Annotated in this window: 12 protein-coding genes; 9 read left to right on the plus strand and 3 right to left on the minus strand. The window is 35.4% G+C overall.

All coding sequences use genetic code 11. The features are described 5' to 3' along the window. Positions 1-5 precede the first annotated feature (5 nt). Genes ushA through BQ5209_RS01025 form a run of 3 tightly spaced genes read left to right on the plus strand, consistent with a single transcriptional unit; the run spans position 6 to position 4,091 of the window. Complete coding sequence (gene ushA, locus BQ5209_RS01015; protein ID WP_085246723.1) at positions 6-1,688, plus strand: bifunctional UDP-sugar hydrolase/5'-nucleotidase UshA; 1,683 nt, start codon at positions 6-8, stop codon at positions 1,686-1,688. Positions 1,689-1,702: 14 nt separating this feature from the next. Continuing rightward, complete coding sequence (locus BQ5209_RS01020) at positions 1,703-3,250, plus strand: YjjI family glycine radical enzyme (RefSeq protein ID WP_370737815.1); 1,548 nt, start codon at positions 1,703-1,705, stop codon at positions 3,248-3,250. After that, complete coding sequence (locus tag BQ5209_RS01025; protein ID WP_085246725.1) at positions 3,225-4,091, plus strand: YjjW family glycine radical enzyme activase; 867 nt, start codon at positions 3,225-3,227, stop codon at positions 4,089-4,091. Before BQ5209_RS01020 ends, BQ5209_RS01025 begins: the two co-directional genes overlap by 26 nt. 107 nt (positions 4,092-4,198) lie before the next feature. On the opposite strand, the gene BQ5209_RS01030 is transcribed toward BQ5209_RS01025, so the two are convergent. After that, complete coding sequence (locus BQ5209_RS01030) at positions 4,199-6,508, minus strand: Tex family protein (protein ID WP_085246726.1); 2,310 nt, start codon at positions 6,506-6,508, stop codon at positions 4,199-4,201. Between the two features lie 44 nt (positions 6,509-6,552). Between BQ5209_RS01030 and greB the strand changes: the two genes are divergently transcribed. Then, positions 6,553-7,038 (plus strand): transcription elongation factor GreB, encoded by a 486-nt coding sequence (gene greB / locus BQ5209_RS01035; RefSeq protein WP_085246727.1) that lies wholly within the window; start codon positions 6,553-6,555, stop codon positions 7,036-7,038. Positions 7,039-7,160: 122 nt separating this feature from the next. Continuing rightward, complete coding sequence (locus BQ5209_RS01040) at positions 7,161-8,264, plus strand: YcbX family protein (RefSeq protein ID WP_085246728.1); 1,104 nt, start codon at positions 7,161-7,163, stop codon at positions 8,262-8,264. Here BQ5209_RS01040 and BQ5209_RS01045 read toward each other — a convergent pair. Continuing rightward, positions 8,254-8,826: a cell division protein ZapC gene (locus BQ5209_RS01045; protein ID WP_085246729.1), complete on the minus strand. Its 573-nt coding sequence runs from the start codon at positions 8,824-8,826 to the stop codon at positions 8,254-8,256. The genes BQ5209_RS01040 and BQ5209_RS01045 overlap by 11 nt on opposite strands. 292 nt (positions 8,827-9,118) lie before the next feature. After that, on the minus strand, positions 9,119-10,597 hold the full coding sequence (ilvC, locus tag BQ5209_RS01050; RefSeq protein WP_085246730.1) for a ketol-acid reductoisomerase: 1,479 nt from the start codon (positions 10,595-10,597) through the stop codon (positions 9,119-9,121). Positions 10,598-10,769: 172 nt separating this feature from the next. Between ilvC and BQ5209_RS01055 the strand changes: the two genes are divergently transcribed. Genes BQ5209_RS01055 through dusB form a run of 4 tightly spaced genes read left to right on the plus strand, consistent with a single transcriptional unit; the run spans position 10,770 to position 14,350 of the window. Next, entirely contained in the window at positions 10,770-11,006 is a 237-nt protein-coding gene (locus tag BQ5209_RS01055) for a YhdT family protein (protein ID WP_085246731.1), read from the plus strand. 7 nt (positions 11,007-11,013) lie between these two features. Further along, entirely contained in the window at positions 11,014-12,465 is a 1,452-nt protein-coding gene (gene panF / locus BQ5209_RS01060; protein WP_085246732.1) for a sodium/pantothenate symporter, read from the plus strand. Next, the gene (gene prmA, locus BQ5209_RS01065) at positions 12,440-13,306 is read left to right on the plus strand and encodes a 50S ribosomal protein L11 methyltransferase (protein WP_085246733.1); all 867 of its coding nucleotides are present in this window, start codon (positions 12,440-12,442) and stop codon (positions 13,304-13,306) included. The genes panF and prmA overlap by 26 nt, the downstream gene beginning before the upstream one ends. A gap of 36 nt (positions 13,307-13,342) precedes the next feature. Further along, positions 13,343-14,350 carry a tRNA dihydrouridine synthase DusB gene (dusB, locus tag BQ5209_RS01070; protein WP_085246734.1) on the plus strand — a complete coding sequence of 336 codons (1,008 nt, stop codon included), beginning with the start codon at positions 13,343-13,345 and terminating at the stop codon, positions 14,348-14,350.

Here is a 14,350-nt window from a genome sequence, read left to right on the forward strand (position 1 = left end):
GCACCATGTATAACTCAAATTTGAATAAAAAAATATTACTGCTTGTTGTTTTGGGACTATTTTCAGGTAACTCTATAGCAACTTCAACGATACAATCAACGACAACAAGTTGGGAAAAAAACAAAACTTATCAATTTACTATTTTACACACTAACGACCACCATGGTCGTTTTTGGCAAAATGATATTGGTGAATATGGTCTTGCTGCACAAAAAACAGTTGTTGATGAAATAAGAAAGGAAGTAGCCACGAAAGGTGGAAAGTTGTTGCTTCTATCTGGTGGTGATATTAATACTGGTGTTCCTGAATCCGATGTACTTCAAGCCAAACCAGATTTTTTGGGTATGAATGAAGTTGGGTACGATGCGATGGCGGTAGGTAATCATGAATTTGATCATCCTTTAACTGTTATCCGTGAACAACAAAAATGGGCCCATTTCCCATTTTTATCTGCCAATACTTACTTTAAAGGTACTGATAATCGTGTTTTTGATGCTTACAAAATGTTTGATTTAAATGGCATTAAAGTAGCGGTATTTGGATTAACCACAGATGATACAATTTTTTTGGCTTCACCTAAAAATACTGATGGCGTTGAATTTCGAAAAACATTACCCGAAGCACAAAAAGTTATTGCCCAAATAAAAAAGACAGAAAGTCCAGATATGATTATTGCCGTTACACATATGGGACATTACGAAAATGGTGAACATGGCTCGATGGCACCGGGTGATGTTGAATTAGCCCGAGGCTTGCAAAGTGGCGAATTAGATATGATTGTCGGTGGTCATTCGCAAAATCCCGTTTGTATGGCAAGCCCGAATAAACGCATTGCCGAATATGTACCAGGTACCCCATGCGCGCCTGATCAACAAAATGGTACATGGATTGTACAAGCCCATGAATGGGGTAAATATGTTGGGCGTGCTGATTTTGTCTTTTTAAATGGCAAAATAACGTTGCAAAATTACCAGTTAATTCCAATCAATCTAAAAAAAGAAATAGATAATGGTGACGGGACAAAACACCTTGAATATTACACTAAAGAGATCTTACAAGATAAAACATTACTCGAAAATTTAAAACCTTATCAAGAACAAGGTAAACAACAATTACTGGTTAAAAGTGGTGAATTAATCGGTCGCCTTGAAGGTGATCGCAATGTTGTAAGATATCAACAAAGTAATATGGGACAGTTGCTACTCAGTGCTTTTGTTGAAAAAACCAAGGCTGACATTGGTATTATGTCTGGTGGCATGATTCGCGATTCATTAATTGAGGGCAATATTACTTATCGCGATATCCTAAAAGTTGAGCCTTTTGGTAATAGTGTTGTTTATTTTGAATTGCCTGGTAACGAATTAATTAATTACCTTAAAGTAGCACTCAATAAAAAACAAGGTTCGGGCGGGTATCCACACCTGAAAAATATCACTCTAACACGATCTGGCGATAATATTAAAGATGTAAAAATTAAAAATGAACCCATTGATTTACAAAAATCATATCGTATTGCTACACTAGATTTTTTAGCTGCAGGCGGCGATGGTTATCCAGTAACTAATACTTCACCAACTTATGTGGATACTGGTTATCGAGACGCTGATGTAGTAAAACAATATTTTGAGGAACATTCGCCAATTAATGCATCTGATTATGAACCAGCACAATTTATTATTGAGAAATAAGTATTGAGGCAATTATGAGCATGACCGAATTTCAACAAAATTGTTATAACATTGTGACAGATTCTAACTTGTCACCAAAACAAAAATCTAGTTTGCTTGCACTTGCTGCGGAAAATAATCTACCTTATGTAGATCTAGATAATGAAACCCAACAAGCCTTAAGTGAGCGTGTTATTTGCGATATGTACGAAGGTCACGCTCCGTACAAACCACGTTATGTGCTTCCGGATTATCCTAAATTTTTAAAACAAGGTTCAAAATGGCTTGAACTTGAACCTGCCAAAACTTTTGCTGATGCACTAAATATGCTTACCATCATCTATCATCATGTTCCTTCTGTCACTGGTATGCCTGTTTATTTAGGCTGCTTAGATCAAATTTTACTTCCTTATGTTGGCAATCTTACAGAAGATGAAATTTATGAGCAATTGAAACATTTTTGGATAATGCTAGATCGTAATTTCCCTGATGCATTTATGCATGCCAATATTGGACCTACCGATAATATTATCGGTCGTGTAATCTTACGTATAGATAGAGAACTTAAACAAGTTGCACCTAATTTAACCTTTATCTATGACGAAATGATTACATCTGAGTCACTATTATTAGTGGCAATAGAAAATATTTGTGAAACAAGCAAACCTCATATTGCAAACAATAACATGATCCAAAAAGATTTTGATGAAAAAGGATACGGCGTAGTAAGTTGTTATAATTCACTACCAGTTGCGGGAGGTGGAAGTACATTATCAAGAATCAACTTAAAAGAAGTGGCATTGCATAGTCAAAATATTGAAGATTTTCTGACAAATATCCTACCCTATTATTGCCAATTACAGTTAAATCTTATTAAGGCAAGATCTGCTTTTCTTTACGAACAATCCAACTTTTTTAATAGCAGTTTTTTAGTTACAGAGGGATTAATCGATTCTGATCGATTTGCACCAATGTTTGGTATCTTTGCAATGGCCGAAGCGGTCAATATCTTGCAAGAAAAATCAAATCTAACTGGGCGTTATGGTAAAGATGAAGATGCCAATGAACTGGCTTTAACAATATCAAAGCAACTAGCTGAATTTATTGATAATTATGAAATCAAACATGCCTGGAAAGGAAAGGCCATGTTACACGCACAATCTGGCATTAGCTCCGATAGAGGGGCAACCCCAGGATTACGCATCCCTTATGGTCACGAACCCGATCCTGTTACCCATATTATGGCACTATTTAAACATCATCAATATTTCACCTCTGGTATTAGCGATATTTTAACTATTGATGAGACCATCAAAAGTAATCCATCAGCTTTACTACAAATTTGTAAAGCCGCCTTCAAATTGGGGTTCCGCGAATTCACTGCCAATATAAGCGGAAATGATCTTATTCGGGTAACAGGATATATGGTAAGACTGTCTGATATTGCTAAGTATAAAAAGGAGGGTTCCCGAATTAATACAACATTTTTAGGGGCAGAAGCGGCTGATGACACAGAAAATAACAGCTATTTGTGCCGAAAATCACGAGTTATTAGTCATGAGCAAATCATGGGCAATCGTTAATAAGATTTTACCCTTTTCTTGTGTGGATGGACCTGGCAATCGGCTGGTTATATTTTTGCAAGGATGCAATTTTCGTTGCTTAAATTGCCATAATCCTTATACAATTTCACTATGTAGAGATTGTGGCAGCTGTGTTCAGACTTGTCCATATCAAGCATTAAGCTTTAGCAACCAGAAAGTTATATGGCAGACTTCATATTGTCAACAATGCGATACTTGTATTAATACTTGTATTTATCATTCTACCCCAATGACTTACAAATATAGTGTCGATGATATTTTAACGACTATTCGAAAATACCTACCATTTTTAAACGGCATTACCCTAAGCGGTGGAGAAGCCACAATGCAATTACCCTTCATTGGAAAGTTATTTAATGCCATTAAAGAGGCAAACGATTTAAAACATCTTACTTGTTTTATTGATAGTAATGGTTACTTACACCAAACAGGATGGCAAAAAATAGCAAACGTGATGGACGGCGCAATGATTGATCTGAAAGCTTGGGATAATGATGTACATAAACAGCTGACAGGACGCGATAATTTCCGAGTAAAAGATACAATTAAATATCTTGTGAAAGTTAACAAATTATATGAAATAAGATTTTTAATTATTCCTAAACAAACCGATCTACAAAATAATGCTAAAAATATTGCCAAATTCTTAATTGATTTAGATCCCAATATTCGAATAAGAATAAATGCTTTTCATAATCATGGCACACATGGCATCGCTAGAACATGGCAATTAGCTACTAAACAACAAGTCGAGCTTTTTGCCGAGCAATTAAAACAAAGTGGATTAAAACAGATTACTTTACCCACTGTATATTTATAATTTTTGCTGTCAGCAAATGACAACGATGAAAAAATAGTATAAAAATAAACTAATTAAAAAAGGGAACATTGTCTCCCTTTTTTAATTCTAATTGATTAAATTTAGTGCTATTTGCCTTTTTTAAAGGCTGCGGCAAACGCATTACCCATCGCACTATTACCTAACAATGAACTATTATTATTTGGTTTGCTAGCATGAGTTCTATTTTTAGTCGATCGACTAACATCTTGCTTAGTTAATGATGTTGGATCATTAAGACGCATAGTTAAAGCGATTCGTTTGCGTGGAATATCGACTTCCACTACTTTAACTTTCACTATATCACCAGCTTTTACAACTGTTCTTGGATCATCAACAAACTTATCCGACAGTGCCGAAATATGCACTAAACCATCTTGGTGAACACCTATATCCACAAAAGCACCAAAGTTGGTTACATTGGTTACTGCACCTTCCATAATCATACCAACTTTTAGATCTTCCATCGTTTCAATATCATCAGCAAATTGAGCTGTTTTAAATTCTGGCCTTGGATCTCGTCCTGGTTTGTCGAGCTCTTTAATAATATCAGTTACAGTTGGAACACCAAAATGATCATCAACATAATCAACGGCATTAAGTGATTTTAAGTAATTAGTGTCACCTAAAATATCTTTCAATGATTTATGATTTTTTTCTAAAATTCGTTCTACAACAGGATAAGCTTCAGGGTGAACGGCTGATGCATCAAGTGGATTTTTACCATCCATAATCCTTAAAAAACCAGCACACTGTTCAAATGCTTTAGGACCTAAGCGTGACACTTTTAATAACTGCTTACGATCGGTAAATTGTCCATTTTCATTACGCCAATCAATAATATTTTGAGCAATCACTTTATTTAGTCCAGCAATACGTGCAAGTAGCATCATTGAGGCGGTATTTAAATTGACGCCAACTGCATTTACGCCATCTTCAACAACCGCATCAAGTTTTTTAGCTAACTGAGTTTGACTTACATCATGCTGATATTGACCAACACCGATTGATTTAGGATCAATTTTAACAAGCTCTGCTAATGGATCTTGCAATCGCCTTGCAATTGATACCGCACCACGGATCGATACATCAAGATCTGGAAACTCTTGTGCTGCAAGTTCTGACGCTGAATACACTGACGCACCAGCTTCGCTCACAATAACTTTTTGACCTTTAACTTCAGGGTATTTTTTTTGAACATCAAGGTAAAAACGTTCTGTCTCGCGCGAAGCCGTACCATTACCAATTGCCACTAATTCAACTTGATATTTAATACAAAGTGCAGCGATAACCATAGCTGCTTTATCAGCCTGCCCTGTATGTGGGTAAACCGTTTCTGTCGCGACTAATTTACCTGTTGCATCAACAACTGCTATTTTTACGCCTGTCCTTAAACCAGGATCCATGCCCATAGTCACTTTCATACCAGCTGGAGCTGCCATTAGCATATCATGCAAGTTGGCAGCAAATACATTAATCGCTTCTTCTTCGGAGCGTTCTCGTAATGTTGTCATTAATTCGGTTTCCATGTGCATTAAAATTTTAATGCGCCATGTCCAATTAATAACGGCTTTGCGCCATTTATCCCCTGGCTGATCATTAAAATGGACACCTAAATATTCAGTGATAATTTGTTCACAATAGCTTTCTTTTGGTGGCTCTTCAAATTGTGGATCGGCATTTAACGAGAGCAGTAAATAGCCTTCATTTCGCCCTCGGAACATCGCTAATGCACGATGAGATGGAACTTTAGAAATAAGTTCACTTTGTGTAAAATAGTCTCGGAATTTTGCACCATCTTCTTCTTTGCCACTCATCACTTGTGAAACTAAATGAGCATTATTCCAAAGATAATGACGTACTTTTGCCAGTAATGCCGCATCTTCAGCAAATCTTTCCATTAAAATATAACGCGCGCCATCTAATGCAGATTTAGTATCAGCAATGCCTTTGTCTGAATTAATATACTTTTCTGCTTCGAACTCAGGAGAAAGCATTGGATTTTGCCATAAGTCATCTGCCAATGGTTGAAGACCCGCTTCAATAGCAATTTGACCGCGAGTACGACGTTTAGGTTTATAAGGTAGATAGAGATCTTCAAGTTCAGTTTTACTGAGTGTTTGTGTGATACTTTTGCTTAATTCTGGCGTTAATTTACCTTGATCTTCAATGGACTTTAAAATCGTTTTTTTGCGATCTTCAAGTTCACGTAAATAGCTTAATCGGCTATCAAGATTACGTAACTGCGTATCATCAAGCCCACCTGTTACCTCTTTTCGATATCGCGCAATGAATGGAACAGTGCTACCTTCGTCCAATAATTGAATCGCAGCTAAAATTTGTTCTGGTTTTACACTGAGTTCACCAGCTATAATATGGCTAATTTGATTATTTATCATGGTATCTCTGAATATTTTGTCAATTAACAGAATTTATTTTCAACATGCAAAAAGCTAATTATATAACAAGATCGGGCTATTTAGCACTCGATCGCGAATTAAAATATTTATGGAAAGAAGAAAGACCAAAAGTTACCCAAGCGGTATCAGATGCTGCTGCGCTTGGCGATCGCAGTGAAAATGCCGAATACATCTATGGTAAACGAAGATTAAGAGAAATAGATAGACGAGTTCGCTTTCTAACTAAACGATTAGAGTCACTGACAATTGTTGAGCCAGACCCAAGACAAGAGGGAAAGGTATTTTTTGGTGCATGGGTAAAATTAGAAGATGAAAATGGAAATCTACACGTTTATCGTATTGTGGGAGCTGATGAGTTTGATCCTAAAAAAAATTGGATATCGATCAACAGCCCTGTAGCAAGAGCGCTAATAGGACATAAAGTTGATGATGAAATAGCCGTTATTATCCCAAATGGAAAAATATTTTATTATATAGTGGAGATTAGTTATACAGAATTAGTGTCTTAATTTGTATATTTAATATTCAATAAACACCTATTCTTTTAAATTAACTCTGCTGTCTATTGCATATAAACCGGTTGGCATTTAGTATATAATTATAACAATATTTATGATTTTTTTAAGATATTATGATATTCGTCAATCAATTATACATCTATCCAATCAAATCGATGCAAGGCGTACCGCTTAAAAAGGCGAAAACTTCTGACGGCGGTTTTGAGTATGATCGTATTTTGATGATTACAGAACCTGATGGTACGTTTATTACAGCAAGACAATATCCTGAACTTTTAAAACTTAAAACATTGACAATAAATAATGAAGTGTATGTATTCCTTTCCTCTACAAAAACGATAAAATTTAATTTTAATGAATTTTCATTTGCCAATGAACCAACCGAAGTTTGGGGAAACCATTTTACCTCACATATTGCACCAATAAGAGTGAATCAATTTTTTAGTCAATTTTTACACAAAGATGTGCAATTACGCTGGGTTGGTAAACAGTTAACTCGTCGCACAAAACGCTATCCTGAAGCTCCTGTCAGTTTTGCTAATGGTTACCCTTATTTGTTATTGAACAAAGCTTCATTAAATTATTTACAACATCATTGCCCCGAAAAGTTAGATATTAGGCAATTTCGCGGTAATATTATCATTCAAGGTGCACTACCTTTTGCTGAAGATGGTTGGAAGACAATCAAAATTGGCGAGGTGATTTTTGATATTGTTAAACCTTGCGCTCGCTGTGTGCTAACAAGCATTGATGTCAATTCTACAAAACCATTAGCTAATAATGAACCGCTGAAAACGCTACAACACTTTAGAACCGATGATCAAGGTCAAATCGATTTTGGTATAAATATGATTGCCCGCAATCATGGAACGATATCGATTCACGACAAAGTAGAAATCTTGGAAAGACAGATAGCCAAAAACTATATTAAAACCTTTCCACCAAAAATAAAAAGTGAAACACAACATTGTGCAATCACTTTTGAAGGTAAAACCATTAAAGGCAATAATAAGCAAACTATTTTAGAACAATTGGAACAGCATAAAATAGCATTACCTTATTCTTGCCGTTCAGGTGTTTGTGGGCGTTGCTCAATTGTTTTGAAAAAGGGAGAAATAAGCTCGTTAACTCAGTCAGCTATAAAACATAATCATCGAATTTTAGCCTGTAGCTGTGTTCCTAAAGGAGATATTACAATTGAATTAATTAAGAAATAGCTTTGAATTCAAAATTATCTAACATTGGCATTTGTTCTGTTAATTTTTTCTCTACTGGCTTTAATCTATCATTCATCACCTTAATTGCTTCAGAAAACATAAACGTTTTGCTCATAGCAACAAAAGTAGGTTGCGCAATAATACAAAGCGAAGCATTTTTACCCGCTTCAACAACCATTAAACAAACCTTTTGGCTATTTTTTTGCAAAATCACTTCAACAATATCGGCTACTTTAGGTGTGTATAACATTGGTTGTTGTGAAAAATACCAGCTTTTGGGCATCTGAGGTTTTAAAAAATTAGACGCTACAATAGCATTAATTGATAATTCAATTTTTTGTGATTCTGTCAAATTAAGCCATTGACAACTATTATAAAATTGATAATAAGATGTCGCATCACTAACAGAAAATGAAAACTCACCAAAAACATCAGGAATTAACATTTTACTTTGATAGCAAGAACGGAATAACATTTCAGATGAAACTTCAAGCATTAAGCTATCGTATTTTCTGTCAAAATACCAACGCCAACAATCAGTTGGTCGAAAAGCCATTTTCATTGATATGTTATCCTTGTCAATTAAATTAAATTTAGTCAACAAGATAACATAACTAAGTTAAAAAATAAATATAAAGTTAAAATAAAAATAGTTTAATTATATAATTTTTAAATAGTTTAAAGTTTAAGCAAAAGGATTAGAACTATCTAAGTATAATCTAATTTACATCGATTTAGATAAATTGGACACGAATTTATACTAAAACAGACATTTTCCTTAAATTTTTTTACAAAAAATTTTAAACATAAAAAAGGTGCTTTTCAGCACCTATTTATTTCATTATAAGTAATAGTTAGCTTGCCACATTAATACGTTTCATATCCGTCATATAACTACGTAGTTTGCGACCAATTATCTCTATTGGATGATTACGAATTTCTTCATTCACATCGCGTAATTGTGCATTATCCACGCTATCTTCAGGGATCGCTTTACCAATATCGCCTGATTGTAACATTGGCATAAATTTTTCTTTTAATAATGGGACTGCAGCATTGGCAAATAGATAGTTACCATATTCAGCCGTATCAGAAATGACTACATTCATTTCATATAGACGTTTACGTGCAATGGTATTTGCAATAAGAGGCAATTCATGTAATGATTCATAATAAGCTGATTCAGGTAAAATGCCAGATTCAAGCATTGTTTCGAACGCAAGCTCTACGCCAGCTTTAACCATCGCAATCATCACTACCCCTTGTTCAAAATAAGCTTGTTCATCAATTTTACCTTGATATTCTGCGGCTTTTTCAAATGCGGTTTCGCCGGTTTCTTTACGCCATTTTAGTAGGTTAACATCATTATTTGCCCAATCTTTCATCATGGTTGATGAAAACTCTCCGGATATAATATCATCCATATGTTTACGATAAAGATCAGTCATGATCTCTTTCAATTCTTTTGCTAAAGCATTAGCTCTTAATTTAGCTGGATTTGATAATCGATCCATCATTAAGGTAATTCCGCCTTGTTTCAACGCTTCAGTGATTGTTTCCCAACCAAATTGGAGTAATTTACACGCATAAGCAGGATCAACACCATCAGCAACCAGTTTATCAAAACAAAGTAACGATCCAGTTTGTAACATACCACAAAGAATTGTTTGTTCACCCATTAAATCTGACTTAACTTCTGCAACAAATGAAGATTGTAAAACACCTGCACGATGTCCACCTGTTGCTGCAGCCCATGCTTTAGCGATTGCTAAACCCTCACCTTTCGGATCGTTTTCTGGATGAACGGCGATCAGGGTCGGTACACCAAAGCCACGTTTATACTCTTCACGCACTTCAGTCCCTGGGCATTTTGGTGCTACCATAACAACGGTAATATCAGAACGGATCTTTTCGCCTACTTCAACAATATTAAAACCATGTGAATAGCCAAGTGCTGCGCCTTGTTTCATTAGTGGTTGGATTGCTTGCACAACAGCAGAATGTTGCTTGTCAGGCGTTAAGTTAATCACAAGATCAGCAGTTGGAATTAATTCTTCATAACTTCCTACTTTAAAACCATTTTCAGTTGCCTTTTTCCATGATGGACGTTTTTCAGCAATCGCTTCTTTACGTAATGCATAAGATATATCTAAACCTGAATCACGCATATTAAGACCTTGGTTAAGACCTTGTGCTCCACAACCTACAATTACAATTTTTTTACCTTTTAAAAAATTAGCTTCTGATGCAAATTCATCACGCGCCATAAAACGGCATTGACCTAGTTGTTCTAATTTTTCACGTAAATTTAGTGTATTAAAATAGTTTGACATTATTCTCTCCAAAGTTGAATTATTCTTAATCGACTATCAACCACTATATAGTACTTTTTATATTGCTAAAATTGATATATTTAAAACACAATATTGCATAAATTGCAATATACTTGCTAAGTTAAGTACTTTCTTTTAATCTAAGCCACCCTCAATTCACCAATCAATCAATATGGATGCTCGATATAAGCAAGCTAATAAAGAAGCTATACTTTCATTATTGTTAACTTTTATTTATCTTCTTGGATGGATTATTTGTGCTTACTGCGTTAGCGATAATTCAGGATTTTTAGGTCTTCCATTGTGGTTTGAACTATCTTGCATTATGGTACCTGTCGGTTTTGTATTACTTTGCTGGATGGTTGTAAAATTTCAATTCAAAAATATTTCATTAGAACAAACTAAGTGATAAAACAATGCATTTGGATATTATTATACCGCTTGTCATCTATCTTATTTTCGTGTTTGCGTTATCAATTTATGCTTATATTAAACGCAAGAAAGTAAATCAATTTACTGATTACTTTATTGGTAATCGAACTATGGGTGGATTTTTACTCGCCATGACACTAGCTGCAACATATATTAGTGCAAGTTCATTTATTGGCGGTCCAGGTGCTGCCTATAAATTTGGTCTTGGTTGGGTATTATTGTCGATGATCCAAGTACCAACAGTATTACTTTCACTTGGTATTTTAGGCAAAAAATTTGCTATTTTAGCGCGCAAATATGATGCAATAACTTTAAGTGATATGCTTTATGCACACTATAAAAGTAAAGCAATAGTTTGGCTTGCTAGTATTGCATTAGTTATTGCTTTTATTGGTGCTATGACGGTACAGTTTGTTGGTGGTGCACGATTGTTGGAATCATCGGTTGGTATTTCTTATGATATCGGATTATTAATTTTTGGTATTGGTACCGTCATCTATACTGCTTTTGGAGGCTTTAGAGCGAGTATTTTAAATGATGCCTTCCAAGGTCTAGTAATGATAATTGGAGCCATCTTACTATTAACAGCGATTATCTATGCAGGTGGAGGTATAACAGCAATTATTCACCGATTGAATGAAATCGACCCTGCACTACTAACACCACAAGGTCCTAGCAATTTCATGGACTTTCCGTTTATGGCGTCATTTTGGGTTTTAGTCTGTTTTGCCGTAGTTGGTTTACCTCATACAGCGGTTCGTTGCATGGCGTACAAAGACAGTAAAGCTGTACATCAAGGTATTATTATTGGTACGATTGTTGTCACAATTATTATGTTAACCATGCACCTATCTGGCGCGCTTGGTAGAGCAATTATTAGTGATTTAACAGTTCCGGATCAAATTGTTCCTACCTTAATAATTAACATCATGCCACCATTAGCAGCAGGTATCTTTCTAGCTGCTCCGCTTGCCGCAATTATGTCAACAATTAATGCCCAGCTATTACAAGTTTCATCAGTGATTATTAAAGACCTATTTTTAAGCATGAAACATAACAAAATCTATAGCGATAAAATGTTAACGCGCATATCTGTTCTTATTACCTTTATTTTTGGCGGATTACTTATTTTGGCGGCTTGGAATCCACCAGATATGATTATATGGTTAAATTTACTTGCATTTGGCGGGCTTGAAGCTGTATTTTTATGGCCATTAGTACTTGGGCTTTATTGGAAAAAAGCCAATTCAACAGGCGCTTTATGTTCTATGCTTACTGGTGCAATGAGTTATATTTTATTAGCCGCTTACAATATAAAGCTTTATGCTTTTCATCCGATTATCCCATCCTTAATTATTGGATTGGTGGTGTTTATTATTGCCAATATGTTTGGTAACACAGGAAAAAATTATGCCTTGGATTCAACTCAGAATTAATACAACTAACGATCTTGCCGAAAAAATTAGCGAACAATTAGAAGAGTCAGGAGCAGCATCAGTCACGTTTCAAGACACTTATGATAATCCTGTTTTTGAACCATTACCGGGCGAAACTAAACTTTGGGGTAATACCGATGTAATTGGTCTGTATGATGCTCAAACAGATATCGATGAATTAAAGGCAATATTAAATCTTGCTCAATATTCTTATAAGATTGAACAATTAGAAGATAAAGACTGGGAACGTGAATGGATGGATAACTTTCATCCAATGCAATTTGGTAAGCGACTTTGGATATGTCCAAGCTGGCGTAGCGTGCCGGATGCTAACGCAGTCAATGTTATGTTAGATCCCGGTTTAGCTTTTGGCACAGGTACTCATCCTACTACTGCATTATGCTTAACTTGGCTGGATAGTCTAGATCTGAAAGATAAATTAGTGATTGATTACGGTTGTGGGTCTGGTATTTTGGCAATTGCAGCACTTAAATTAGGTGCAAAACGAGTAATTGGTATTGATATCGATCCTCAAGCCATTCAAGCTAGTCGTGACAATGCTCAGCGTAATGATGTCAGCGAAAAGTTAGAACTTTATTTATCAGAAGATATCCCTGATAATTTACAAGCAGATATCCTTGTTGCCAATATTTTAGCCGGTCCATTAAAAGAACTTGAACCGCATATAAGCAAATTAGTAAAACCGCAAGGTAAGCTAGGATTATCGGGTATTTTGGCAAATCAATCACCAAGTGTTTGCATGGCTTATAAACCTCATTTTACATTAGATCCTGTTGTTGAACAGGAAGAGTGGTGTCGTATCACTGGTAAAAAAAATTAAAAAAATAACGTTACCCCCTTTTAAGTTAGAGAAAAAATGCGTAATATAGCCGCCCTTAATTTGCTTAGCATTGGTGAAATTAAATTAAAAAATAATTTAATTGCAGCACCAATGGCTGGAATCAGCGATAAACCATTTCGTAATTTGTGCTACCAGTTTGGTGCTGGTATGACAGTTTCAGAAATGTTTTTAGCAAATTCGGATGTTTGGCATACCGATAAATCAGCTTTGCGGATGATTGCAAGCGATGACATTGGTGTTCGTGCAGTACAGATTGTTGGTTCTGATCCCGATGAAATGGCAAGAGCTGCAGAGTTTAACGTCAAACATGGCGCTCAATTGATTGATATCAATATGGGATGCCCAGCTAAAAAGGTCAATAAAAAATTGGCAGGATCTGCTTTAATGCAGTATCCAGAACTTATTAAAAAAATTTTGCAGAAAGTTGTCGGAGCAGTTGATGTTCCGGTAACATTAAAAACGCGGACTGGATGGAATAAAGATCATAGAAATTGCATAGAAATCGCACAAATTGCACAGGACTGTGGCATAAAGGCAATTACTATTCATGGACGAACACGTGCTTGCTTATTCAATGGTGTGGCTGAATATGATTCTATTAAGGCAGTTAAAGAAAACGTTACGATTCCTGTAATTGCCAATGGGGATATTTGTACACCTGAACAGGCAAAAGATGTTTTTCAATATACGCAAGCTGATGCTATAATGATCGGCCGAGCGGCACAGGGGCGACCTTGGATATTTGAAGAAATTGCATTCTATTTAACACATGGACAGTTAAAAAATAATAAAACTATTGATGAGGTAGAACAAGTTGTATTGTCACATCTTGATGAGCTTTATCAATTTTATGGAGAATACAAAGGATTAAGGATTGCCAGAAAGCATGTAAATTGGTACACCAAGAATTATGCTGACAGCGATCAATTCAGGCGCTTATTTAGTGTACTTAGCAATACAAGTGAGCAAGTAAACACTCTAAAAGCATTTTTTAGTCAAATTAGAAACAACCCAAAGAGTTAA

The sequence above is a fragment of the Gilliamella mensalis genome, from assembly GCF_900103085.1.
Taxonomy (GTDB): Bacteria; Pseudomonadota; Gammaproteobacteria; order Enterobacterales; family Orbaceae; genus Gilliamella; species Gilliamella mensalis.

Bases quoted from the DNA above. Each gene is read 5' to 3' on its own strand.
- BQ5209_RS01040 (WP_085246728.1), top strand. From the start codon at position 7,161: ATGATATTCGTCAATCAATTATACATCTATCCAATCAAATCGATGCAA.
- BQ5209_RS01020 (WP_370737815.1), top strand. From the start codon at position 1,703: ATGAGCATGACCGAATTTCAACAAAATTGTTATAACATTGTGACAGAT.
- ilvC (WP_085246730.1), bottom strand. From the start codon at position 10,597: ATGTCAAACTATTTTAATACACTAAATTTACGTGAAAAATTAGAACAA.
- ushA (WP_085246723.1), top strand. From the start codon at position 6: ATGTATAACTCAAATTTGAATAAAAAAATATTACTGCTTGTTGTTTTG.
- panF (WP_085246732.1), top strand. From the start codon at position 11,014: ATGCATTTGGATATTATTATACCGCTTGTCATCTATCTTATTTTCGTG.
- dusB (WP_085246734.1), top strand. From the start codon at position 13,343: ATGCGTAATATAGCCGCCCTTAATTTGCTTAGCATTGGTGAAATTAAA.
- BQ5209_RS01025 (WP_085246725.1), top strand. From the start codon at position 3,225: ATGAGCAAATCATGGGCAATCGTTAATAAGATTTTACCCTTTTCTTGT.
- greB (WP_085246727.1), top strand. From the start codon at position 6,553: ATGCAAAAAGCTAATTATATAACAAGATCGGGCTATTTAGCACTCGAT.
- BQ5209_RS01055 (WP_085246731.1), top strand. From the start codon at position 10,770: ATGGATGCTCGATATAAGCAAGCTAATAAAGAAGCTATACTTTCATTA.
- BQ5209_RS01045 (WP_085246729.1), bottom strand. From the start codon at position 8,826: ATGAAAATGGCTTTTCGACCAACTGATTGTTGGCGTTGGTATTTTGAC.
- prmA (WP_085246733.1), top strand. From the start codon at position 12,440: ATGCCTTGGATTCAACTCAGAATTAATACAACTAACGATCTTGCCGAA.
- BQ5209_RS01030 (WP_085246726.1), bottom strand. From the start codon at position 6,508: ATGATAAATAATCAAATTAGCCATATTATAGCTGGTGAACTCAGTGTA.